This is a genomic window from Planococcus sp. 11815 (genome assembly GCF_051096385.1).
GTDB classification, from domain to species: Bacteria; Bacillota; Bacilli; order Bacillales_A; family Planococcaceae; genus Planococcus; species Planococcus citreus.
This window is the reverse complement of the sequence record NZ_CP096991.1, coordinates 1,884,912-1,907,574: the sequence shown is the minus strand read 5'-3', so window position 1 is coordinate 1,907,574 and position 22,663 is coordinate 1,884,912. Positions and strand designations below refer to the sequence as shown.

The 22,663-nt window shown below is 49.1% G+C and carries 23 protein-coding genes and 1 riboswitch; of the genes, 22 read left to right on the top strand and 1 reads right to left on the bottom strand.

Annotated elements, in window-relative coordinates; all coding sequences use genetic code 11:
* Positions 1 to 31 precede the first annotated feature (31 nt).
* The 9 genes from M1Q06_RS09750 to M1Q06_RS09710 all read left to right on the top strand — a co-directional run bounded on the left by M1Q06_RS09750 (position 32) and on the right by M1Q06_RS09710 (position 9,527).
* Entirely contained in the window at positions 32 to 763 is a 732-nt protein-coding gene (locus tag M1Q06_RS09750) for a pseudouridine synthase (protein WP_101190473.1), read from the top strand.
* 89 nt (positions 764 to 852) lie between these two features.
* Positions 853 to 1,404 carry a thiol-disulfide oxidoreductase ResA gene (gene resA / locus M1Q06_RS09745; RefSeq protein WP_101190472.1) on the top strand — a complete coding sequence of 184 codons (552 nt, stop codon included), beginning with the start codon at positions 853 to 855 and terminating at the stop codon, positions 1,402 to 1,404.
* Positions 1,405 to 1,417: 13 nt separating this feature from the next.
* A complete protein-coding gene (locus M1Q06_RS09740) occupies positions 1,418 to 3,070 on the top strand; it encodes a cytochrome c biogenesis protein ResB (RefSeq protein ID WP_101805092.1) in 1,653 nt (550 codons plus the stop codon).
* The gene (gene ccsB / locus M1Q06_RS09735; protein ID WP_434399480.1) at positions 3,067 to 4,251 is read left to right on the top strand and encodes a c-type cytochrome biogenesis protein CcsB; all 1,185 of its coding nucleotides are present in this window, start codon (positions 3,067 to 3,069) and stop codon (positions 4,249 to 4,251) included. The genes M1Q06_RS09740 and ccsB overlap by 4 nt, the downstream gene beginning before the upstream one ends.
* Before the next feature lie 102 nt (positions 4,252 to 4,353).
* On the top strand, positions 4,354 to 5,070 hold the full coding sequence (locus tag M1Q06_RS09730) for a response regulator transcription factor (protein WP_101190469.1): 717 nt from the start codon (positions 4,354 to 4,356) through the stop codon (positions 5,068 to 5,070).
* Positions 5,063 to 6,841, top strand: a complete 1,779-nt coding sequence (locus M1Q06_RS09725; protein ID WP_101190468.1) for an ATP-binding protein — start codon at positions 5,063 to 5,065, stop codon at positions 6,839 to 6,841. Before M1Q06_RS09730 ends, M1Q06_RS09725 begins: the two co-directional genes overlap by 8 nt.
* Positions 6,842 to 6,887: 46 nt before the next feature.
* A complete protein-coding gene (sigX, locus tag M1Q06_RS09720) occupies positions 6,888 to 7,421 on the top strand; it encodes an RNA polymerase sigma factor SigX (RefSeq protein WP_101190467.1) in 534 nt (177 codons plus the stop codon).
* Positions 7,411 to 8,586, top strand: coding sequence for a hypothetical protein (locus tag M1Q06_RS09715; RefSeq protein WP_434399478.1), 1,176 nt, complete (start codon positions 7,411 to 7,413; stop codon positions 8,584 to 8,586). The genes sigX and M1Q06_RS09715 overlap by 11 nt, the downstream gene beginning before the upstream one ends.
* Positions 8,587 to 8,664: 78 nt before the next feature.
* Positions 8,665 to 8,800, top strand: a riboswitch (FMN riboswitch).
* Positions 8,801 to 8,945: 145 nt separating this feature from the next.
* Positions 8,946 to 9,527, top strand: a complete 582-nt coding sequence (locus tag M1Q06_RS09710) for an ECF transporter S component (RefSeq protein ID WP_121297596.1) — start codon at positions 8,946 to 8,948, stop codon at positions 9,525 to 9,527.
* A 56-nt stretch (positions 9,528 to 9,583) separates the two neighbouring features.
* On the opposite strand, the gene M1Q06_RS09705 is transcribed toward M1Q06_RS09710, so the two are convergent.
* Positions 9,584 to 9,835, bottom strand: a complete 252-nt coding sequence (locus M1Q06_RS09705; RefSeq protein WP_068869317.1) for a ferredoxin — start codon at positions 9,833 to 9,835, stop codon at positions 9,584 to 9,586.
* A gap of 106 nt (positions 9,836 to 9,941) precedes the next feature.
* Here M1Q06_RS09705 and M1Q06_RS09700 point away from each other — a divergent pair, with 106 nt between their 5' ends.
* The 13 genes from M1Q06_RS09700 (at position 9,942) to der (ending at position 22,568) form a co-directional block, all read left to right on the top strand.
* The gene (locus M1Q06_RS09700; protein ID WP_434399477.1) at positions 9,942 to 10,967 is read left to right on the top strand and encodes a helix-turn-helix domain-containing protein; all 1,026 of its coding nucleotides are present in this window, start codon (positions 9,942 to 9,944) and stop codon (positions 10,965 to 10,967) included.
* The gene (locus tag M1Q06_RS09695; protein WP_434399476.1) at positions 10,964 to 12,391 is read left to right on the top strand and encodes a RecQ family ATP-dependent DNA helicase; all 1,428 of its coding nucleotides are present in this window, start codon (positions 10,964 to 10,966) and stop codon (positions 12,389 to 12,391) included. The genes M1Q06_RS09700 and M1Q06_RS09695 overlap by 4 nt, the downstream gene beginning before the upstream one ends.
* 80 nt (positions 12,392 to 12,471) lie before the next feature.
* Positions 12,472 to 13,224 (top strand): LysM peptidoglycan-binding domain-containing protein, encoded by a 753-nt coding sequence (locus M1Q06_RS09690; RefSeq protein ID WP_434399475.1) that lies wholly within the window; start codon positions 12,472 to 12,474, stop codon positions 13,222 to 13,224.
* Between the two features lie 61 nt (positions 13,225 to 13,285).
* On the top strand, positions 13,286 to 13,915 hold the full coding sequence (locus tag M1Q06_RS09685) for a CBS domain-containing protein (protein ID WP_121297592.1): 630 nt from the start codon (positions 13,286 to 13,288) through the stop codon (positions 13,913 to 13,915).
* Between the two features lie 69 nt (positions 13,916 to 13,984).
* Positions 13,985 to 14,770: a metallophosphoesterase gene (locus M1Q06_RS09680; protein WP_434399474.1), complete on the top strand. Its 786-nt coding sequence runs from the start codon at positions 13,985 to 13,987 to the stop codon at positions 14,768 to 14,770.
* Between the two features lie 34 nt (positions 14,771 to 14,804).
* Positions 14,805 to 15,785, top strand: a complete 981-nt coding sequence (locus tag M1Q06_RS09675; protein WP_434399473.1) for a YpdA family putative bacillithiol disulfide reductase — start codon at positions 14,805 to 14,807, stop codon at positions 15,783 to 15,785.
* 21 nt (positions 15,786 to 15,806) lie between these two features.
* Entirely contained in the window at positions 15,807 to 16,778 is a 972-nt protein-coding gene (locus tag M1Q06_RS09670; RefSeq protein ID WP_434399472.1) for an asparaginase, read from the top strand.
* Positions 16,779 to 16,807: 29 nt separating this feature from the next.
* Positions 16,808 to 17,482: a glutamic-type intramembrane protease PrsW gene (gene prsW, locus M1Q06_RS09665; protein ID WP_121297589.1), complete on the top strand. Its 675-nt coding sequence runs from the start codon at positions 16,808 to 16,810 to the stop codon at positions 17,480 to 17,482.
* A gap of 144 nt (positions 17,483 to 17,626) precedes the next feature.
* Complete coding sequence (cmk, locus tag M1Q06_RS09660) at positions 17,627 to 18,307, top strand: (d)CMP kinase (protein WP_121297588.1); 681 nt, start codon at positions 17,627 to 17,629, stop codon at positions 18,305 to 18,307.
* Positions 18,304 to 18,894 carry a lysophospholipid acyltransferase family protein gene (locus M1Q06_RS09655; protein ID WP_121297587.1) on the top strand — a complete coding sequence of 197 codons (591 nt, stop codon included), beginning with the start codon at positions 18,304 to 18,306 and terminating at the stop codon, positions 18,892 to 18,894. Before cmk ends, M1Q06_RS09655 begins: the two co-directional genes overlap by 4 nt.
* Before the next feature lie 68 nt (positions 18,895 to 18,962).
* Positions 18,963 to 20,108 (top strand): 30S ribosomal protein S1, encoded by a 1,146-nt coding sequence (gene rpsA, locus M1Q06_RS09650; protein ID WP_058380553.1) that lies wholly within the window; start codon positions 18,963 to 18,965, stop codon positions 20,106 to 20,108.
* Positions 20,109 to 21,164: a type 2 isopentenyl-diphosphate Delta-isomerase gene (gene fni / locus M1Q06_RS09645; protein ID WP_434399471.1), complete on the top strand. Its 1,056-nt coding sequence runs from the start codon at positions 20,109 to 20,111 to the stop codon at positions 21,162 to 21,164. It abuts the gene before it with no gap.
* Between the two features lie 93 nt (positions 21,165 to 21,257).
* The gene (gene der, locus M1Q06_RS09640) at positions 21,258 to 22,568 is read left to right on the top strand and encodes a ribosome biogenesis GTPase Der (RefSeq protein ID WP_121297585.1); all 1,311 of its coding nucleotides are present in this window, start codon (positions 21,258 to 21,260) and stop codon (positions 22,566 to 22,568) included.
* Positions 22,569 to 22,663 lie beyond the last annotated feature (95 nt).

Genomic DNA, 22,663 nt, shown 5'->3' with positions numbered 1-22,663 from the left:
CCGGTATTTAATTAGATGGGGTGAACAGGAAATGGAAAGATTACAGAAAGTAATGGCGCATGCAGGAATTGCATCTAGGCGCAAAGCAGAACAAATGATTTTGGATGGCAAAGTGAAAGTCAACGGGAAAACGGTCAAGGAATTGGGTGTCAAAGTGACACCATCCGATAAAATCGAAGTGGAAGGCGTTCAAATGGAAAAAGAACGCAAAGTATACTTTTTGCTATACAAGCCGCGCGGCGTCATTTCAGCAGTGTCTGATGACAAGAATCGCAAAGTCGTGACGGATTTCTTCCCGAATGTCGAAGAACGCATTTATCCTGTCGGACGCCTCGATTACGATACTTCAGGATTATTGCTTTTGACGAACGATGGTGAATTCGCCAATAGCCTGACACATCCGAAATTCGAGATCGACAAGACCTATGTCGCGCGCTTAAAAGGCATTCCAAACAAGGAAGATCTCCAGAAACTCGAACGCGGCATCAAATTGGAAGACGGCATGACCGCGCCGGCAAAAGTGAAATTATTGTCAGCCGACACGAAAGCGGCAAAAGCGATTGTCCAGATTACAATCCACGAAGGACGCAACCGCCAAGTCCGCCGCATGTTCGAAGCGATCGGCTTCCCGGTGCAGAAGCTAAGCCGCGAGCAATTCGCCTTTTTGACATTGCATAGCTTGAACGCTGGGGAATCGCGAGAGCTCAGCCCCCACGAAGTGAAGCAATTGCGCGTGCTTGCGGATACCGGCAAACGCCGCTAACGTTCACAAACCCTTCAAAACTGTGGGCAGGCGCCCATTAAATCTTTGCTATAATTGATGTGCATCCAATCCTTCGAAGGAGGATCTTTATGAGTACGGAGAAAAAAAGAAACAAAAAGAAAAACCGGACGATCATGCGCTCCGTTATTTTGCTGCTATTGGTCGCGGCCATTGGTTATACGATCTACAATAGTGTGACGGCTGACGAAGTGGAAGTGCTGAAAGTGGGAGATCCGGCACCGGATTTTACGCTGACGGATCTCGACGGTGAAACCCATAAGCTGTCCGATTATAAAGGGCAGGGCGTGTTCCTGAACTTCTGGGGCACATGGTGTGAACCGTGCATCAAGGAAATGCCTGCGATGGCCAACCAGTACGAAGTATATGAAGATCAAGGCGTCCAGATCCTTGCGGTGAACATTGCGCAATCGAATTTTGAAGTAGAGACGTTCGCCCGTCAATACGGACTCAATTTCCCGATTGTCATCGACCGCGATAAAAGCGTCATGACTGCATATAATATCCGCCCGCTTCCAACGACCATGCTGGTGAATCCGCAAGGCGAAATCCAGCGCATCGTAACCGGTGAAATGACAGAGCAGGATATCGCAGGTTTTATGGAAGAAATCAAACCTGAATAAGGAGATTTTTGGGATGGACAAATTGATTTGCAAATGCGGCCATGAAAACCCGCCAGGTACGGTTCTCTGTGAATCGTGCGGCCGGCCGCTCAATGAACAAGAACAAAACAAGCAATTGGCGGATATGCGCTATGAAGGAACGGCAAGGCGTTCACAGACGTATAATAAGTCGATCATCGACAAAATTTGGAATTTCTTTTCCAGCGTTAAAGTAGGCGTCGGAATCATCATCGTTTTACTGGTTGCAGCCGCCCTCGGCACGATCCTGCCGCAGAAACAATACGTCCCGGCTGCGACAGATGCAGATATCGAAGCTTATTACACCGATATCTATGGAAGTGTCGGGACCGTTTACCATGCGCTTGGCTTTCATGATATGTACAATTCCTTCTGGTTTATCGGGCTGGTGGGCATGCTCGCGATCTCGCTGATCATTGCGAGCCTCGACCGTTTTGTACCGCTCTATAGATCCTTGAAAAACCAGCGCGTGTTGCGCCATTCCAGCTTTATGCGCAAACAGCGCATCTTGGCGGAAGGGCCAGGTGAAGCGGATACGCTGAAAAAAGCCGAAGAGAAATTGACCGATTTGAAATATAAGGTGTCGACCGATAAAAATGGCTTGCTTGCTGAAAAAGGCCGTTTTTCGCGGTGGGGCCCTTATGTTAACCACATCGGATTGATCATCTTCCTGTTCGGGGTCATGCTGCGCATGATGCCCGGTTTCTATGTAGACGAAACGCTGTGGATCCGTGAAGGCGAAACGCGTGCGATCCCGGATGCGCCAGGTTACGTCCTAGAAAGCAAAGGCTTCACTTTGGAGACTTATACAGGTGAAGGTGAAGAAGAGAAATTCGGTGAAGCGATCGACCGCGTCGGAACGGTAGCGAAAAATTACCAAACGGATGTCGTTCTCTACAAAATTCCGGAAGGCGCATTGCCTGGCGATACAGCCGATATGGAAATGGTGGAAGAACACGCCATCCGCGTCAACCAACCGTTCAAATTCGATGGCTACGCCTTGTATCAGATGGATTTCCAACAGGATGAGCTGAAAACGATGAGCTTCGCGCTTGAGAACAAAGAAACAGGCGAAAGCCGCGGGGATTTGACCATCGATTTGGTGAATCCGGAAACCAATTATGAGCTCGAAGACGGCTCTGTTGTGGAGCTGCTCGGCTATTATCCTGACTTCTCCGGTTTTGAAAACGGTGAACCGCAAACAGCGACACCGCTGCCGAAAAACCCGGGATTCCTCGTGAAAATGACGACTCCCGATACGCCGGACGGTGAAACAAGTTTCATCACCATCCAGAACACGGTTGAGCCATTAGGCGATAACGACTATAAACTGGCCTTCCAGGGAGTCGAGACGCGAGATGCATCCGGCTTGACTGTGCGCAAAGACCGCACCTTGCCAATTCTTGGGCTCGGCGGTTTGATCTTCATGATCGGCGTGGCGCAAGGGATGTACTTCAATCACCGCCGTTTCTGGATCCAGCAGCAAGCGGATGGCAGCATTTTGCTTGCGGGCCATACGAATAAAAACTGGTTCGGTCTGAAAAAGGATCTGGACCAGGTGACTGAACACGCTTCTCTTCCGGCATATCGCGACCAACAGGAAGACATGGAAGCACAGGAGAAAAGGGAAGGTGAACAATTGACATGACATTAGTCGACATCAGTTCCAATTTATTATACGTAGCCTTTATCGCCTACCTGATTGCAACATTCGTATTCGGGGGCGCTGTAAAAGGCAATAAAGAAGGCACTTACAGATCTGAACAGCGTTGGGGCAAAGTTGCCATCACTATTACGGTCATCGGCTTCCTTGCGCAATTAGGGTATTTTATTACACGGTGGATGGTCACAGGACACGCACCGATCAGTAATATGTTCGAATTCACGACCGCATTTGGCATGACGCTTGTCGGCGGATTCATCATTATCTACGCGTTGTACAAAACCGCTGTGCTCGGGATGATCGTCTTGCCGATCGCTTTATTGATCATCGCTTATGCAAGCATGTTCCCAAGTGAAGTGAGCCCGTTGATTCCGGCCCTTCAAACGAACTGGCTGGCGATTCACGTCATCACGGTCGTCATTGCGGAAGGAATTCTTGCGATCAGTGCAGCGGCCGGGTTGATTTATTTGCTCAAAGTCGTCGACCAAAAGAAAAAGTCCAAGCAGCGCTTTTGGCTTGAAGCCATCATGTATTCGCTCGTCTTGGTTCTTGGCTTTGTCGTGACCAGCACATTCTTCACCTTGACGAATTATGAAGCGGATTTCGCTTATGTCAATAAAGACGGCCAGCCGTCGGAAATCACTTACAATATGCCGGCAATTTTCGGGATGAACGAATTTGAGTCAATGACAGACGGGGCATTTACGCCGCTGGTGGAAATGCCGCCGATCGTCCACGCCGGAAAACTGACGACCGTGTTTTGGTCCGTCATGGTCGGGACGGTGCTGTACGCATTGATCCGTCTCATCTTCCGTAAACGAATTTCCGAAATGCTGCAGCCGTTCACGAAAAACGTCAATCTGCAGCTGATGGATGAGATCAATTACCGTTCGATCATCATCGGCTTCCCAATCTTTTCACTCGGGGCATTGATCTTCGCCATGATCTGGGCGCAAATCGCCTGGTCGCGCTTCTGGGGCTGGGACCCGAAAGAAGTTTGGGCGCTCGTTACATTCTTGTTCTACGCAGCGTATTTGCACTTGCGGCTTGGCAGAGGCTGGGCAGGCGAAAAGTCTGCTTGGCTCGCGGTAATCGGTTTTGTCATCATCATGTTCAACTTGGTGGCAGTCAACTTGATTATTGCCGGACTGCATTCATACGCCTGACGATAAAAGCCTTTTCCTTCTATAGGAAAAGGCTTTTCGTTTATTTTTGGAACCCTTATCGGTACAATGAAAGGTATAGAGATGAAAGTTGGAGGGATTAGGATGTCTGAAGAAATTACAATTCTTGTAGTGGATGATGAAGAGAGGATCCGCCGCCTGTTGAAGATGTATCTCGAGCGTGAAGGATATATGGTGGAAGAAGCCGAAAACGGCGTGGAAGCATTGGAAAAAGCAGTGGAGAAGGATTACCATTGCATCCTGCTTGATCTCATGATGCCGGAAAAAGACGGCATCGAAGTGGCAACCGAACTTCGGGAGACGAAAATGACGCCGATCATCATGCTGACGGCCAAAGGCGAGGAAGCAAACCGCGTGGAAGGGTTTGAATCCGGAGCGGATGACTATATCGTCAAGCCGTTCAGCCCGCGGGAAGTCGTGCTGCGCGTAAAAGCGATTTTGCGCCGGTCGTCTGCTTATTCGCCTTCTACAAGTTCGACTGTCTCAAAAGACTTGGTCGTCTTTCCTCATCTGACGATCGACCACGATGCGCACCGCGTGACAGCAGACGGCGTGGAAGTGAATTTGACGCCGAAAGAATACGAACTTTTATATTTCCTGGCAAAATCCCCGGATAAAGTGTTCGACCGGGAACATTTACTCAAAGAAGTATGGCATTATGACTTTTTCGGCGATTTGCGTACCGTGGATACCCATGTCAAACGCTTGCGTGAAAAATTGAACCGCGTCTCCGAATCCGCCGCTAAGATGATCGTCACCGTATGGGGTGTCGGATACAAATTCGAGGTCGGCAATGAATAGAATATGGAATAGCATCGTCGGGAAGCTGTGGGTAACCATTTTGCTTCTCGTTTCCTTTGTCCTTTTTATCGTGACGGTGCTGCTGTTGGAGTTTCTCGGGAACTTCCATAGCGAGACAGTGGAAGAAGCGCTTCACAACGAAGCGAATATGATAGCCCGGATCTTCAATGACCACTCCGGGGAAGGCAATTTATCGATCGTCGACGAAGTATTAGGGCCCGAAACCAATGCAGTCATCGCCGAAGAACCGGGGGAAATCTCGTATTATTTGCATGATGGCTTGAATGGCGAGGAAATCAGGGAAAAGATCGTCAGCGAAAACGAATTTCAAAAAGTATTTGAAAGCGATGATACGGTAACGAAAGAAATGCTGCTGCCATCCTTGTCGGAAGCAGACCGCATGGAATCGTATATCGTCATGGCGTCGCCTCTTCAAACAAGCGATGAGCTTCACGGCACGGTTTTCATTTACCAATCATTGGAAGTTATGGACCGCACTGCTGAAAGAACAACCAATATCGTTTTCCTATCCGCGTTTATCGCGTTATTATTGACGACGTTTTTCGCATTTTTCCTATCGACCCGGATCACCTCCCCGCTGCGCAATATGCGCGAAGGGGCATTTGAATTGGCGAAAGGGAATTTCGACACAAAAGTGAAAGTATCTTCCGGAGATGAAATCGGCCAATTGGCGATCGCCTTTAATCAGATGGGCCGCCAGTTAAAGCATCATCTCGAAGTGATCAACCAGGAGAAAGAGCAATTATCGAGCATCTTGACCTCGATGGCGGATGCCGTAATCACCTTCAATCAGGATAAGACGATCCTGTTGAACAATCCGCCAGCAGAGAAGCTGCTGCAGCAATGGCTCTTCAAAGACGGCACGACCGATGCCAATGCGCTGCCATCGGAAATGCTCCATATGCTCGACCATGTCCTGACATTCCAGGAGGAAATTGAGGAAGAGCTTGAAATCGAAGGCGCCTATTATGCGGTCAATTTCAGCCCGCTATACAGCGGAGAAAGCGTACGCGGGGCGGTGGCTGTGCTCCATAACATGACGGAACAGCATCGCCTTGAGAAGCTGCGTGAAGATTTCATCGCCAATGTATCCCACGAACTGCGGACGCCAATCGCCATGCTGCAGGGCTATAGCGAAGCCTTATTGGATGACGTCGGTGCAAGCGAAGAAGAGCGCAACGAAATGACCAAGATCATCTACGAGGAATCCCAGCGCATGGGCCGACTCGTCACGGACCTATTGAACTTGGCACGATTGGAATCAGGCCATATGCGCCTCTACAAAGAATTGGTGCAGTTCAATAATGCCATCGAGCGGATGAGCTTGAAATTCAGCCAAGCCGCGAAAGAAAAAGGCATCGAACTGAGCTTCACGACAGAACTCGATGACTGGGCGGCAGCCGAACTCGACGAAGACCGCATCGAACAGGTCATGACGAATTTGATCGATAATGCACTTCGCCACACTCCGCAGGGAGGGCAAGTGCATGTGCATGTCGAAAACATGGGAGACTACGCAAAAGTTTCGATCAACGATACCGGGGCCGGAATTACAGAGAAAGACCTGGAATTCGTCTTTGAGCGTTTCTATAAAGCCGATAAGGCAAGGACGCTCGGCAAAGGCGGCACAGGGCTCGGGCTCGCGATTGCCAGCAATATCATCAAAGCGCATTCGGGAGAAATCCGCGCCGAAAGCAAATTCGGCGAAGGCACTTCGTTCATCTTCACATTGCCGCTGAAGGCGATGTAACTTTTCTGCTGTCGTGACGACTAATCCAAGGAACGGGGGGAGTTGCGTGAATGACTCCGTGTTTCATCGGCTGTACGATCAATACCATCAGGATGTCTTTCAGTTTTTGGTGTATTTAGTGAAGGACCGGCATGTGGCAGAAGATCTGATGCATGAAGTTTATGTGAGGGTACTGCGCGCTTATGACCGGTTCCAAGGAAAGAGTTCGGAAAAGACCTGGCTCTTTTCGATCGCCAAAAATGTCGCCATCGACCATTTCCGCAAGACCGCAGTAAGGAAAAAGCATTCGATGGATTTCTTCGACTGGGAAACCCAACAATTGGTTTCAACTGAAAAAATACCGGAAGAAGTTTCATTGCTCAATGAAGACAAGATCCGCTTATACCAAATGCTCGATTTGTGTACAGGCGACCAGAAGCTGGTCATCATCATGCGTTATTTCCAAGATCTCTCCATTGCGGAAACTGCTGAAGTCCTGGAGTGGTCGGAAGGCAAAGTCAAAACGACACAGCACCGGGCAATCCGGTCCCTCCGCCAAAAATTACTAGAAGCAGAAGGGGGAGGAGAATATGCCGAATGACAAATGGGACGATGAAGAAATCGAAAGTTTGTTGCGGGATTTCCCCAAAATACAAGACAGGCGGCCCAAAGCCGAAGTGTATAAAAAGCTTTCCCATAAAGAACAAGCACCCAAACAGCCGAAGCGCTGGCTGCCGCTATTAGTTGCCATCGTCGCATTCCTGAGCATCTCGGTGCTCGTCGCCTCTTTGCTGCAGCAGAATGGAACCGACTCAAGCAGCGAGAGTGAAAGCAGTGAAGCGGAGTCGACGATGGCAACAGATGAGGCACCGACGGAACAAACAGAGCCAGCAGACGGGTCCACAAAAGAATCCGAAGGGGCAGCGAGTTTGGCCACGGATGGCCCGGAAGTGAAGCGGAGCGCAGTTTATGAGAGCGAACTGGAAGGTGCGCATGTGTTGCGCATCGGGCTTGCTTATCATGGCTATGTTGTGCCCATAAGTTTCGTCATTCCTGAACAGCTAGCCGATACGGCAGAGCCGAACGCTCTCGAACTATATGAAACATTCGCCGGTCAAATCGATGAATCCGGCTTGGGTTTTGATGAGTATCATCCATATGAAGGCGAGCTCCAGCAAAACGGTTCGACGATCAGCCATTTCTTGCCGGACGGCCATTCCTATGATCAAGGTTCGGCCTCCACTTTGCTGTATCTGAACAGTTTGGAGGAAACGTTCATGGGTCAGCAGGAAATTCGTGTATTGAATGAAGACGGGGAAGCAGCGCAATTATCCCATGTAGGGACAGCGGAACCACTCGTTCCGGGCGAGCAAGGGCAAAGCTTTTACTTGCTTGCTTCGTCAACAAGTGAATGGCATTTGGCTCCCGCTTACGGCATGTCGCCGGAAAATGTAGGAGATGCGCTGATGGCACTTCAGCAATCGCCGAATGAGGATTACCGATCGCCGGTTCCTAACGGGGTCAGTTACCGCGTTGAAGTGGATGGAATGAACGCCACATTGATATTCGAAGAGCCAATGGACTTGGAGGCGCTTGACGGAATGGAAGCGATGCAGATGATTGAAAGCATGGCGCTCACGGCTCAATCCTACGGCTCATCGTTGACGGTATCCAATACGGCACAAGTGGAATGGGCAAAATTCGATTTCTCCAAAGAACTTGAGCTGCCCGTTTCGCCCAACCGCATCGACTGGCCAGAAAAATAAAAAAAGACAGCAATGTAAGCAGTATGGTTTACATTGCTGTCTTTTTTTTATAAGATTAACTTGTATAAAAAAATATCGATTCATCTTCGGGGCAGGGTGTAATTCCCTACCGGCGGTAATTGGACATAATGGTCCATCAGCCCGCGAGCCGTAAAAAGCAGGATTTGGTGAGATTCCAAAGCCGACAGTATAGTCTGGATGGGAGAAGGTGAAGGTACGGACGCATGCCGTTTTTAATGGCGGGCCGTTTATTTCAGTGTGCCTAACTCTCCCTTAAGTGAACCTTGCTTAAGGGATTTTTTATGGCAGCATGCGATCCGAACCTTTCTTCTGGTGAATCACGACAAGGAGAGAGGAACATGAAGAACAAGAAATTGCAATCGATGATTGTCATCGGTATGCTGAGTAGCATCTCATTTGTGTTGATGCTATTCAATTTTCCGCTGCCGGCATTGCCAGCATTTTTGAAAGTGGATTTCAGTGACGTGCCTGCACTAATCGCGGCGATCACGATGGGGCCTGTCGCAGGCGTCTTGGTAGCATTCTTTAAGAACGTATTGGACTGGATTTTTTCAGGAAGCCCGACTGGCGTCCCTGTAGGGCATATGGCGAATTTCGCGACGAGCCTATTGTTCATTTTGCCGGTCTACGCCATTTACCGTAAAGTTTCCACAAAAAAAGGAATCGCATTCGGTTTGGTCATCGGGACATTCTCGATGGCAATCGGCATGAGCTTGCTGAATTATTTCGTCTTTTTGCCGATGTACACGTACTTCCTGAACATGCCAGAACAGACCGGAAACGCATTGTACACGACCATTGTCCTCGGGATCCTGCCGTTCAACTTGATCAAAGGCTTGGCGCTTACGACCGTCGTCTTATTGATCTTCGGCAGCATGCATACCTGGATTGAAAAACAACGTTCCTATTATTTATCATAAAAGAAGCGGCTGGAAGATGATTCTTCCGGCCGCTTTTTCTATTGACCAAAATTTGGTCAGTCTTCGTATTTAAGTGGATCCCCTTCAAATGGCTCGTCTGCAACTTTAATGGAATCGGTTGGGCATCCTTCAAATGCGTCTTCCATATCCTCCATCAGCTCATCTGGCACTTGTTCAGTCCCCGTGTTATCATCAAGAATAACGAAGGCGATGCCCTCATCATCATAATCGTAAATGTCTGGTGCCGCTGCTCCGCAAGCTCCGCATGCGATACACGTATCCTTATCAACAATGGTATATTTAGCCATTCCAGTTCCTCTCCTTTATCTCCGAACAAGTTCAGTTATACTATCGTGTTTATTCTATAGATATTTCATGATTTTTTCAACCCAAAACCGCCAGGAGGGTAATTCAGTGCGATTCGATGAAGTCGTTTTAGCGATTATGAAAGCGGTAGACGGTCAACGGACCGTATCTTCCCCTTATCATTTAATTAAAGGAAAGAAATCAGGGCAAACGATTCAGGATATCGGCTATTTCGGGTTGCATCCTTATTTTGCAGTGCTTCCAAAACTGGATAAGCAAGAGTATCTAGCGTCCATTGACAGGTTGCAGGCGCAGGGCTATTTGATCCCAGATGACAAGATCGTCCAGCTCCATCGCTCCGCATTCAATCTGGAAATTCCACCTACGCTTTTGAATGGCTGGAAGTACAGGGGCAATGAAAATCGGTTCTTTGCGCGCCTATCGTTGGTGGTCCAGACGATGTCCAATTTTATGCAAGGCCAAAAGCGCTTTGATCCAGTCGTCACCGATGAAACGGTGCAGGCGTGGGCCAAAGCTTATTTGAAACGCGTCGATTTTCGCTCACCCGCTGTTCAAGAAACTTTTAAAAACCAGCTCGAAACCAGCTTGGCTATGGCAAAAACAACCGAAACGCATAAAGATATCCTGGTGGAACGGTTGTCGGGCTATGGTGTCGGGGGGCTTACCTGGGATCAATTGGCCATGCAGCATGGCGTTTTGCCGATAGATGTAAAGATTGCGGCTGTTGAAGCCATGCATGCTTGGCTGGATGTGCTCGAAGGCATGGAATATCCATTGCTCGCGGGTATGCTTGAAGGCATCATTCAGCAATCTGCCTTGACAGAATCGGCGAAGCGGACGCAAAATCTGTCTGAACGCGGATTTTCACTCAAGCAGATTGCTGAGCTCCGGCAGCTGAAAACAAGTACGATCGAGGATCATTTCGTGGAGATGGCCATGAACGACCCAGCGTTCAGCTCCGCACCGTTTATGGACGAGCAGTTATTCGAGTCGATCCATCACATCAGCAAGGAGTTGAAGACGATGCGCCTGCGGGACATTAAAGAGCGATTGCCTGAAGCCAGCTATTTTCAGATCCGGTTGGCGCTGGCGATGAGAGGTGGCGTCACATGAATCTTGAAAAGCTATTATACGAAGCTTACGGCTACACGGAATTCCGCCCCGGTCAAAAACAAGTGATCGAACAAGTGCTGGCGGGGCGTGACGTTTTGGCGCTGCTGCCGACCGGAATGGGGAAATCGCTGTGTTATCAGCTTCCTGGCAAAGTCTTGCCTGGCGCCATTGTCATTGTTTCGCCGCTTTTATCGTTGATGCAAGACCAAGTCACCCAATTGAAGAAGATGGGGGAAAAATCGGTCATTGCCATCAATTCCTTCATGAAACCGGAAGATCGCGAAAGGGCGTGGAACACGCTCGGCAATTATAAATTCATCTTCGTGGCTCCCGAGATGCTTGTACAGCCGTATGTGCTCGGCAAATTGAAATCACTCGGCATCTCGCTGCTAGTCGCGGATGAAGCCCATTGCATTTCTCAGTGGGGCTTCGATTTTCGCCCGGATTATTTGCGCATTGCAGAGGTTCTGCCAAAGCTTGGCAATCCGCAAACCTTGGCGCTAACCGCAACGGCGACCGATAAAGTCACAGATGAAATCAAACGTTACTTAAAATTGAGTGACCCATTCGTCTATTCACATCCGATGGACCGAAAGAACATCAGCTACGACATTCGCAAATTCGACAATGATAGTGACAAATTGGAAGAACTATTGAATTTGGTGTCAACATATGCCGGACCTGGGATCATTTATGCCGGAACACGCCGGAAATCGCAGGAATTGGCGGAGCGTATCCTCGCACTCGGCATCCGTGCGGCATTTTACCATGGTGGAATGGAACAGCAGGACCGTATTTTTGTGCAACAGCAATTTGCCAATAAGGAGCTGGAGTGGGTATGTGCGACCAATGCGTTCGGCATGGGGGTACATATTCCTGATATCCGCCACGTCATCCATTTCCAATTACCGTCCTCTATAGAAGGATATGTCCAGGAAGTCGGGCGTGCTGGCCGGGATTCTTTGCCTTCACTTGCGACTTTATTGTATGCCGCCGGCGACGAGCGGCTAGTGGAGAGTTTGATCATGGATGATTTGCCCGAACGCCATGAAATCGAGCTGATCTATGAGCGCGGGGAAGAAGCGAAGCAATTGATTGAGCAGGGGATGATGAGGGAGACAGCGTATCGCATCATTTCCTATTGGCGTGAGCGTCTGCCCCTTGAAGGCACATTGAACCAGATCGAGCAATTGAAAAAAGAAAAACAACGGCAAGCGGCTTCCGTCCGCGGGCTGGTTCATTCAAGCGGCTGCATCCGGCAATACATCAGCATGAGCTTCGATCAAGAAAACCCTGCTATACCGCCTAATTGCTGTAGTTTTCATGGGATTGACCGCAGCCTGTTCAAAGGTAGTCGAAGCGAGCCGAAAGCATCGACACAAGGCTCTTGGAAAGAGCGTTTGAAGGTCCTTCTTCCTATATGAAAATCTCTATTTCTATTATTTACAAATAAGCCTTTTTTCGTCATAATAGATATATTAGTACAGATAGGGGTAGTCGTGAAATGGGAAACGATAATTATCATGAATCAATGGAAAAGAATCGCCAGGAATTGTCACAGGAACGCATGGCAGAATTGACGAGGCGCGCACGCCAAATGCCCAAGCCGAAAAGCAGGGGCTTATTATTGCCTTCTTTGTTTTTTATCTTTATCTTGATTCCGGTCACTTTGTTGATTTATGTTGCGTTTTACTATGAACCGGATGACACGCTAACTGCCAAAATAAACGAAAATGAAGTGAGCTTTGAACTGAACTCCCAGCCGCCTTCTGACAGCACGGTACTTGCTGCTGCAGACGACCAGGAGAAAGACGAAGAAGAAAAGAAAAACGCCAAAGCAAAAGAAGCACAAGAACAGAAAGAGCTAAAAGAAAAAGCACGTGAACGTGAAGAAAAGGCGGCTGCAGAAGCGAAAGAGAAAGAGCAGGCGGCCGCGGAACAGCAAGCAGAGAAAAAAGCCCAGGAAACGGCGCTGGCAGAACAAAAAGCGCGTGAGGAAGCTGAAGCGAAAGCAAAAGCCGAAGCCGAACAACGTGCGCAAGCTGAAGAAAAAGAAAAAGAGCAGCAACAAGAGCAGGAAGAGACACCGACTGCCGGCGGCAAGACGGTAACCGTCCAATCGAGTGAAACGCTTTACCGTATTGCCGTCAATAATTACGGTGCGAGCGGTGCAGCCGCCGCTGTTGAGAAGATCAAACAGGCGAATGGATTGGCATCTAACGATATCAGCCCCGGACAAACATTGATTTTGCCTTAAGGAGGGATTAAATGCCTCCTGTTAGGGAAAAGGTAGGAAGAATCTAAAAAGAGGTGAGCGAATGTTTGTCAAAAGTGCATTAGTGAAAAAAGAAAGATGTTTTACGGTAACACCGGAAGATACGATGGAAAAAGGGCTCAAGCTATTGGAGCAGCATTCCATTGATGCATTGCCTGTCGTCGATGGCGACCAATTCAAAGGGATCTTTACCTGGTATCATGCATACCGTGCGTTCTTCTATTCGGATGCCCAGAAAGACGAGTTTGTGCGTTCGACAAAAGTGAAAGATATCATGGTCAACCAAGATGTTTACTTGAATATCGACGATGTGTATGAAAAAGCCTTAGTCGAATTACGTGATTTCCCGATCATCGCTGTCGTCGACGAAGAGAAGTTTCTCGGAATCGTCACTCGCTTTGATGTTGTTAACCAATTGCAAAGTGCATTCGGCATGAAGCAATCAGGGGTTCGCATCACCGTTACATCGGTCGAATCAGAAGGCCGCATTGGCCGGCTAGGTGAAATCATTGAAAAACATAAAGAATCCGTCGTTTCACTGGTTACTTTCGATGAAACCGACAAAATGGTGCGCCGCATCGTTTTGAAAGTGAAGAAAAAGAACAATATCGACAAGTTCACGAAGGAACTGGAAAAATCCGGCTTCCGTATTCTAGATATCACTGAAGATTGAATAGCGGCTTGAACAGGAAAACATAAGCGCAGCTTATGTTTTTTTGTTGCTTCGGAAAGGATGTACATGATGAAGTGGATTTTACGTATTATATTAGCGGGCTTGGTTTTACTGGCATGGATGTTCCGCTCCGCCCATAGTGAGCATAAAGAGACCGCGGTCATCCGCTTGTTGGGAGACGCTGAGTTTTCTCCTTTTAAACTGCTGTTCATTTCCGACGTTCACCGGCGCGAGCTTCGGCCTGATATGTTCAACGATCAAGTCGATCTCGTTGTCATCGGTGGGGATTTTGTCGAACGGGAGGTTCCGGAACGACGCATCCGCGAAAACTTGCGGATTCTAACTGAACTTGCTCCGGTATATTATGTATTCGGAAACAACGACAGGGAAATCGGCGAAGAGCGATTAAGGGCGTTGCTCGAAGAACAAGACGCTACTATCCTTGATGATGAATCTGTTGAATTGTTCGGCAATGCTAAGCTTAAATTGACCGGGATCGATTATTTCGCTTTTCGGGAGCATAGTGTGGAAAATGCTTTCCGCACTGTCGAGAAAGGCGATTCCGTCATTTTCATCTCGCATACGCCTTTTGTCTTTAAGCACGTAAAACAACATTATCCAGTCAGCCTGTTGATTGCCGGTCATACACACGGCGGGCAAATTAGGCTGGGACCATATGGGATATTCGACCGGGGCTCTTTGACTGTGTCGGGAGGAATTACCGAACTCATCAGTAACGGGTTCGGCACGACGACTTTGCCGCTCCGGCTCGGCGCAAAAGCAGAATACCATGTGCTTGAAATTCACCCTTCACCAGGCAGGAAGCATTTGGCACAAAGCTCTTCAATCGGCTAAGATGGATATGGACATTATTACAGGAGTGGTTGAAATGGAACATGCAGATGTCATCATCATAGGAGGCGGGCCGTGTGGTTTATCGGCCGCCATCGAAATACAGAGAATGGGCCTGCACCCCGTCATTCTCGAAAAAGGGAATATTGTCAACGCCATCTATCATTACCCGACGCACCAGACGTTTTTCAGCAGCAGCGAAAAATTATCGATCGGGGATGTGCCCTTCATTACCGAAGACCGCAAGCCGAAGCGCAATCAAGCGCTCGTTTATTACCGGGAAGTGGTGAAGCGGCACGCGTTGGATGTGCGGGCGTACGAAACGGCCTTATCGATCGAACAATCGGACGGCTTTCTCGTGAAAACGACCCAAAATGATTACAAGGCGAAATATGTCGTAGTGGCAACAGGCTATTACGACCACCCGAACAAGCTAGAGGTGCCGGGTGCGGACTTGCCGAAAGTGATGCATTATTTCAAGGAAGGGCATCCATATTTCGACCGTGACGTGTTGGTGATCGGCGGCAAGAATTCGGCGGTAGATGCAGCGCTTGAGCTACATAAAGCTGGCAGCCGGGTGACGGTGTCTTATCACGGCACGAGCTATTCGAAAAGTGTCAAGCCGTGGATTTTGCCGGAGTTCGACGGGCTCGTGCGCCAAGGTGAAATTACCATGCTGTTCGATTCCATCGTCGACGAGATTCGTGAAGATGAAGTGGAACTGACCGTGAATGATACGAAAGAAACCTTTGCGAATGATTTTGTCTTCGCCATGATCGGCTATCATCCGGATCACCAATTCCTCCGTCAGATGGGAATCGACATCGATGTGGCAAGCGGCAGGCCATCCTTCAATGAGGAAACGATGGAAACCAATGTCGAGGATTTGTTTATCGCTGGTGTCATCGCGGCCGGTAACAACGCTAATGAAATCTTTATCGAGAATGGCCGTTTCCATGGCCAGCAAATCGCAGCGGCGATTGCGAAAAAACAAGCGCTTAAAAATTCAACAGACTAGATTATCCAAAAGAGGTGCATCATGAAAAAGAAAGTATCGTTAATTACGACAGGAGGAACCATTGCAAGTAAAGCCATTTCAGACGATGGCTTGCTGAAATCCGGCGCCATTTCAGGAAAAGATTTGGCGGAGCTTTGCCAATTGCCGGCTGAAATCGAAGTGAAAGTGATCGATGTCTATCAATTGCCAAGCATGCATATCGGCTTCGATGAAATGAATATCGTTAAGGAAGCGATTTTGAAAGAATTGGAAGACCCGGAAGTGGAGGGCGTCGTCGTTACGCATGGCACTGACACCTTGGAAGAAACGTCCTATTTCCTGGACTTGACTGTTGGCGATGAGCGGACGGTCGTAGTGACAGGAAGCCAGCGTGCGCCAGAAGCAGTCGGAACGGATGTCTACTCTAATTTGCGCAACTCGATTTATGTGGCTGTCGATCCGGTGATCAAAGGCGTTGGGACGGTCGTCGTCTTCAATGAGCGGATCTACAGTGCGAAATACGTCAAGAAAGTGCATGCCAGCAATTTGCAGGGCTTCGATTCATTTGGCCATGGCTATTTGGGCATCATCGATAACGATAAGGTCCGCATCTACCAAAAGCCGGTGCTGCGTGAAGTGCATCGCGTGCCAGGAGGGATGCCGCGCGTCGATATCGTCAAATGCTATTCAGGTCAAGAAGGATCGATTGTCGATATGCTGGCTGAAAGCGGATCGAAAGGCATCGTCCTAGAAGCGGCTGGCCGCGGACAGATATCACCCCATATGGTGGAGGCGGTCGAACGCGCCGTAAAATCCGGCATCCCCGTCGTGTTGACGACGAGCGCCGAAGAAGGCAATGCCTATCCGGCTTACAGCTATCCCGGAAGCGCTCACGATTTGCTGACGCGCGGTGTCATTTTGGGCAGTGACTACGACAGCAAGAAAGCGCGCATTAAATTGGCAATCTTGCTGTCGGGCAATGAGGAAATCGACAAGGAAGCGTTTGAAATTTAACAGCACCGTCTGAATGGAGGAGGGCGTCTATGTTAGAGCTGTTGACGGTAGCTATTGCGCCCGGGCTCGCATTGTTCAGTTATTTTTATTTGCGTGATCAATTTGCAGGAGAACCGTCGAAACTGATCTTTCATTGCTTTCTATACGGCGCTCTTCTGACATTCCCTATTCTGTTTATCCAATATGTGTTTGAAGCTGAAAATGTGTTTCAGAACACCTTCGTGAAATCCGTCTTGTTCTCGAGTTTGTTGGAAGAATTCTTTAAGTGGATCGTCCTGCTTGCGGCAGTATTCCGCCATATCGATTTTGAAGACCCGTACGACGGGATTTTATACGGCGCGAGTTTATCGCTCGGGTTCGCCACAGTCGAAAACATTTTATATCTACTGGAGTTCGGGCTAGGAGCAGCTTTCCTGCGGGCATTCCTGCCAGTGTCGAGCCATGCCTTATTCGGTGTAGTCATGGGCTTTTATTACGGAAAAGCGAAATTCACCGAAAAAAGGGAGAGTAAATGGTGGCTTGTGGCAGCTTTATTTGCGGGGGCACTTTTGCACATCGCCTATAATGCTTCTCTTTACGCCTACGATAATCTATTGTACGGCGCTGTCCCGTTTATGCTGTTCTTGTGGTGGTTCGGTTTGCGCAAAGTTCGCCAAGCCCACCAGTTATCGGTCAGCCATTACCATAAGCACACCCCTAGTTGATTAGATCAAAAGCCTTCCGCTGGAGGGCTTTTTCTTTTTGTGCTGCTTTGGCTTCTGAACTATTCGCCAGGCGCTTTGATTTTGCCCAAAACCTTTTGCATATTGTGATAAAATGAAATCATTACATAAGATGAGGTGACTGTTTTGACGAAAGCTATACAAATCGCGATTGATGGGCCGGCTGCTGCGGGCAAGAGCACAATCGCTAAAATAGTGGCAGAAAAATTGGGCTATATTTATATCGATACTGGCGCGATGTACCGCGCCATCACGCTGAAGGCGTTGAACGCAGGCATTAATTTGGCGAGCAATGAAGAAGCCGGAGCTTTGCTTGAGGCAACTGAAATCGATTTGATCCCGGTAGAAGGGGGACAGAAAGTGCTGCTCGACGGAGAAGATGTCTCGGAAGCGATCCGCTCCCAGTACGTGACGAAGGCCGTGTCCGAAATGGCTGCCCACGAACTGGTCAGAAAGCGTATGGTCGAGCTTCAACAGAAACTGGCTGAAGATCGCGGCGTCGTCATGGATGGCCGCGACATCGGCACGCATGTCTTGCCGAACGCTGCACTTAAAGTGTTTATGTCGGCCACGGTCGAAGAACGCGCAAGACGCCGCTTTGAGGAAAATAAAAAACGCGATATCTTGACGCCGCTTGTCGAGCTGCAGGAGGAAATCGCCATGCGCGACAAGATGGATTCTGAGCGTGAAGTTGCGCCTTTAAAGCAAGCACATGATGCCGTGTTCTTAGATACGACTCCTTTGACAATCGCAGAAGCGGCGGAAGCCATCTTGAAATTAGCAGAAGAGAGGCTGATGGCATCATGAATTTGTATGCAGTAGGGAAAACGCTCGTAAAGACTGCGCTGAGCCCGATGTATCGTTTCCAGGTCAGCGGAACTGAAAAGTTCCCGAAAACAGGCGGAGTGCTTCTTTGCAGTAATCACATCCATGCACTCGACCCGCCGGTAGTCGGCATGACCGCTCCGAGAACCGTTCATTTCATGGCGAAAGAAGAATTGTTCAAAGCGCCGGTGCTCGGTTCGATCCTGCCGAAGGTCAACGCCTTTCCGGTGAAACGCGGGATGAGCGACAGGGAAGCGCTGCGGACGGCGTTGAAATTGCTGAAAGGCGGGGAAGTCGTCGGGCTGTTTCCAGAAGGTACGCGCTCGACTGACGGCGTATTGAAAAAAGGCTTGAGCGGCGCCGGATTCTTTGCCCTTCGCGGCAATGCAGACGTCATGCCATGCGCCATCATCGGGCCGTATAAGCCGTTCGGGAAAGTGAAAGTAGTCTACGGCGACCCGATTTTGATGGACCCTTATCGCGAACGAAAAGCTTCCGCAGAAGAAGTGACAGAAGCCATCATGGCCAGTATTCAAAAAATTCTGGATGAAAACACTGAAAATAAGTGATTATTTTTGTTTTTATTAGAGAATTCGAATAAAATAGAAGATGGATAGTTTGTGAAGGAGGGCTACTTATGTCAGAGGATATGAATTTGATGGAAAACCGTGACTTCCAAACAGGAGATCGCGTAAAAGGAATAGTCGCCAAAATCGAGGAAAAAGCGGTGACGGTGACAATTGACGGAGCGCCGTTCGACGGGATCATCCCGATCAGCGAGTTATCGAGCCTCCATATCGAAAAAGCTTCAGACTCGGTCCAAGAAGGAGACGAGCTTGAATTGATCATCACCAAAGTGGAAGACGAGAACTTTGTGTTGTCGAAACGCAAAGTCGATGCCGAATCCGCTTGGGACGATCTCGAGAAGAAATTCGAATCCGGTGAAATCATCGAAGCGGAAGTGAAGGATGTCGTTAAAGGCGGCTTGGTCATTGACCTCGGCGTGCGCGGTTTTGTGCCGGCTTCACTCGTGGAAGATTATTTCGTCGAATCTTTTGAGGATTACAAAGGCCGCGTCATGACCTTTAAGATTGTCGAAATGGAAAAAGAGAACAACCGCTTGATCCTCTCCCACCGCGCTGTCGTGGAAGGCGAGAAAGAATCCAAGAAAGAACAAGTGATGGATTCGATCAATGCAGGAGACGTGCTTGATGGCAAAGTCCAGCGCATCGCATCATTCGGCGCATTCGTCGATATCGGCGGAGTGGACGGGCTTGTCCATATTTCACAATTGTCACACGAACATGTCGACAAAGTGTCGGACGTCGTGACGGAAGGCCAGGAAGTGAAAGTCAAAGTCCTTTCTGTTGACCGTGACTCCGAACGCATTTCGCTGTCGATCAAGGATACTTTGCCAGGGCCATGGGATGCCATCGACGAGAAGGCACCGAAAGGCTCTGTCCATCAAGGAACAGTGAAACGCCTTGTCAGCTATGGAGCCTTTGTTGAAGTGCTTCCGGGAGTAGAAGGCCTTGTGCACATTTCCCAAATCGCGCATAAGCATATCGCGACGCCTCATGAAGTGCTTCAGGAAGGCCAGGAAGTTGAAGTGAAAGTGCTGGAAGTCAATAAAGAAGACAAGCGCTTGTCCCTCAGCATCAAAGAACTTCAGGAAAAAGAAGCGGAACAGGATTTCTCACAATACGATATGCCGGAAGAAGCATCCGGATTCTCGATTAGTGATGTCATCGGAGATAAATTAAAAGGGTTCAAATCCGAATAAATGTCACGGGCAAAAAGAAAGATGGATCATATCAATTACGCACTGTCCACCGGGCAATGTCGGGCTACTTGGCTCGACTGCGTCCGTTTTGTCCATCAGGCACTGCCGGGAATCGGCGTCGCTGATGTATCGTTGGAACCCAAAACAGGTGATTTGAAACTAAAATCACCTGTTTTTATTAATGCCATGACCGGTGGCGGTCGTTCTGAAACTTTGCAGCTGAACGCGATGCTTGCGCGGGCTGCGAAAGAAACAGGAATCGCCATGGCCGTCGGTTCACAAATGGCCGCGCTGAAAGACAAGCAAGAGCGTGAAAGTTATAGCATCGTCCGGAAAGAAAATCCGGACGGGGTCATCTTCGGCAATCTTGGGAGCGAAGCGACTGTTGAGCAGGCGCTCGAAGCGGTCGAGATGATTGAAGCGGATGCGCTGCAGATTCACTTGAATGTCGTCCAGGAATTGACGATGCCAGAAGGCGACCGGCAATTCCGCGGGGCGCTTGAGCGCATCGCCATGATAGCAGAAGCATTGGATGTGCCGGTCATCGTCAAAGAAACCGGCTTCGGCATTTCACAAGAAACTGCCATCTCGCTTGAAAAGACTCAAGTGGCGGCCATCGATGCAAGCGGCTTCGGCGGCACCAATTTTGCGAGCATTGAAAATGAACGCAGGAAACGCAAGCTGGCTTATTTCGAAGATTGGGGTATCCCGACGGCTGCTGCAATCGTTGAATGCCGACAAGGCTTCAACCGCACGGTATTGGCTTCAGGAGGCCTCCAGGACGCCGGAGACGTGGTCCGGGCATTGCGGCTCGGTGCAGATGCTGCAGGCATTGCAGGCAGTTTCCTGAAGCATGCAGTCAGTCTCGGGGAATCCGGCTTGATCGAAGAAATCAATGGGCTCCACGAAGATTTGCGCATGCTGATGACCGCACTCGGCGCCCGTACAATTGAAGATATCCGCTCCGCCCCTGCTGTCATCAATGGGGAATTGCTTTCCTATTTGCAGCAAAGAGGCTTTGAGACGGAACATTTTGCAGTTCCTTTGAAAAACTGAATATTGGACAATTTAAGGGGATGGACATTATTCAGATGCCATCCTCTTTTTCGTGTATAATAGGCTTATCAGAAGTGGAAGGATGAATTAATTATGTCAAAACCGGTAGTAGCAATTGTTGGCCGGCCGAATGTAGGGAAATCCACGATTTTTAATCGCGTGGTAGGAGAACGCGTCTCCATCGTGGAAGATATTCCAGGGGTTACGCGTGACCGCATCTACAGCTCGGCAGATTGGCTGACGCATGAATTCAATATCATTGATACAGGAGGCATCGACCTTAGCGACGAGCCGTTCCTTGAACAGATCCGCAGCCAGGCAGAAGTGGCGATGGATGAAGCGGATGTCATCATCTTTCTCGTCAACGGGCGGGACGGCGTGACGGAACAAGACGAGCAAGTAGCGAGAATCCTGTACCGTACGAAAAAACCTGTGGTGTTGGCTGTCAATAAAATTGACAATCCCGATATGCGCCACATGATCTATGATTTTTATTCCCTTGGAATCGGCGAACCTTACCCGGTTTCAGGATCGCACGGGCTTGGCTTGGGCGATCTTTTGGATGAAGTGGCGAAGCACTTCCCGAAAGAGGACGAAGAAGAATATCCGGACAATGTCATCAAGTTTTCATTGATCGGGCGCCCGAACGTCGGGAAATCGTCATTGGTCAACGCATTCCTTGGCGAAGACCGTGTCATTGTCAGTGAAGTGGCCGGAACAACACGTGATGCCGTGGATACACAGTATGAATATGATGAACAGCCATATGTCATCATCGACACGGCAGGCATGCGCAAAAAAGGGAAAGTATATGAAAGCACGGAAAAATACAGCGTACTGCGCGCTTTGCGCGCGATTGAACGTTCCGACGTTGTCCTGGTCGTCCTGAACGCTGAAGAAGGCATCCAGGAACAAGACAAGAAAATTGCGGGTTATGCCCATGAAGCAGGGAAAGCAATCGTCATCGTCGTCAATAAATGGGATGCCCTGAAAAAAGACGACAAGACTTTGAACAAATTCACGCAACAAATCCGTGAGCATTTCTTGTTCTTGGATTATGCCCCGATCATTTTCGTTTCCGCACTCAGCGGGCAGCGCGTGCACAACATTCTTGATATCATCAACCGTGTCAACGACAACCACTCGCGCCGCATCCAGTCGAGCATACTCAATGAAGTGATTGAAGATGCCGTAGCGATGAACCCGGCACCGTCCGATAAAGGGCGACGTCTGCGTCTTTACTATGTGACGCAAGTGGCAGTCAAGCCGCCGACTTTCGTGGTGTTCGTCAACGAACCGGAAATGATGCACTTCAGTTACGAGCGCTTCTTGCAGAACCGCATCCGGGAAAGCTTTGATTTCGAAGGCACGCCGCTGCGGTTGATTACGCGCGCACGTACTTAAATTCAATCAGCAGGTGTTTCTACTTTCCTGCTGATGTTAATTGATCCAATCGGATTTTACGGAATATCATGGCTCCCACTTGAAGAGGTGGGAGT

What these genes read in the sequence shown, in the direction of transcription:
- M1Q06_RS09705 (WP_068869317.1), bottom strand. Translation starts at nt 9,835, where the DNA reads ATGGCTAAATATACCATTGTTGATAAGGATACGTGTATCGCATGCGGA.
- M1Q06_RS09715 (WP_434399478.1), top strand. Translation starts at nt 7,411, where the DNA reads ATGCCGAATGACAAATGGGACGATGAAGAAATCGAAAGTTTGTTGCGG.
- fni (WP_434399471.1), top strand. Translation starts at nt 20,109, where the DNA reads ATGTCACGGGCAAAAAGAAAGATGGATCATATCAATTACGCACTGTCC.
- ccsB (WP_434399480.1), top strand. Translation starts at nt 3,067, where the DNA reads ATGACATTAGTCGACATCAGTTCCAATTTATTATACGTAGCCTTTATC.
- M1Q06_RS09685 (WP_121297592.1), top strand. Translation starts at nt 13,286, where the DNA reads ATGTTTGTCAAAAGTGCATTAGTGAAAAAAGAAAGATGTTTTACGGTA.
- prsW (WP_121297589.1), top strand. Translation starts at nt 16,808, where the DNA reads ATGTTAGAGCTGTTGACGGTAGCTATTGCGCCCGGGCTCGCATTGTTC.
- der (WP_121297585.1), top strand. Translation starts at nt 21,258, where the DNA reads ATGTCAAAACCGGTAGTAGCAATTGTTGGCCGGCCGAATGTAGGGAAA.
- M1Q06_RS09680 (WP_434399474.1), top strand. Translation starts at nt 13,985, where the DNA reads ATGAAGTGGATTTTACGTATTATATTAGCGGGCTTGGTTTTACTGGCA.
- M1Q06_RS09695 (WP_434399476.1), top strand. Translation starts at nt 10,964, where the DNA reads ATGAATCTTGAAAAGCTATTATACGAAGCTTACGGCTACACGGAATTC.
- rpsA (WP_058380553.1), top strand. Translation starts at nt 18,963, where the DNA reads ATGTCAGAGGATATGAATTTGATGGAAAACCGTGACTTCCAAACAGGA.
- M1Q06_RS09710 (WP_121297596.1), top strand. Translation starts at nt 8,946, where the DNA reads ATGAAGAACAAGAAATTGCAATCGATGATTGTCATCGGTATGCTGAGT.
- M1Q06_RS09675 (WP_434399473.1), top strand. Translation starts at nt 14,805, where the DNA reads ATGGAACATGCAGATGTCATCATCATAGGAGGCGGGCCGTGTGGTTTA.
- M1Q06_RS09670 (WP_434399472.1), top strand. Translation starts at nt 15,807, where the DNA reads ATGAAAAAGAAAGTATCGTTAATTACGACAGGAGGAACCATTGCAAGT.
- M1Q06_RS09690 (WP_434399475.1), top strand. Translation starts at nt 12,472, where the DNA reads ATGGGAAACGATAATTATCATGAATCAATGGAAAAGAATCGCCAGGAA.
- M1Q06_RS09750 (WP_101190473.1), top strand. Translation starts at nt 32, where the DNA reads ATGGAAAGATTACAGAAAGTAATGGCGCATGCAGGAATTGCATCTAGG.
- M1Q06_RS09655 (WP_121297587.1), top strand. Translation starts at nt 18,304, where the DNA reads ATGAATTTGTATGCAGTAGGGAAAACGCTCGTAAAGACTGCGCTGAGC.
- M1Q06_RS09730 (WP_101190469.1), top strand. Translation starts at nt 4,354, where the DNA reads ATGTCTGAAGAAATTACAATTCTTGTAGTGGATGATGAAGAGAGGATC.
- M1Q06_RS09740 (WP_101805092.1), top strand. Translation starts at nt 1,418, where the DNA reads ATGGACAAATTGATTTGCAAATGCGGCCATGAAAACCCGCCAGGTACG.
- resA (WP_101190472.1), top strand. Translation starts at nt 853, where the DNA reads ATGAGTACGGAGAAAAAAAGAAACAAAAAGAAAAACCGGACGATCATG.
- M1Q06_RS09725 (WP_101190468.1), top strand. Translation starts at nt 5,063, where the DNA reads ATGAATAGAATATGGAATAGCATCGTCGGGAAGCTGTGGGTAACCATT.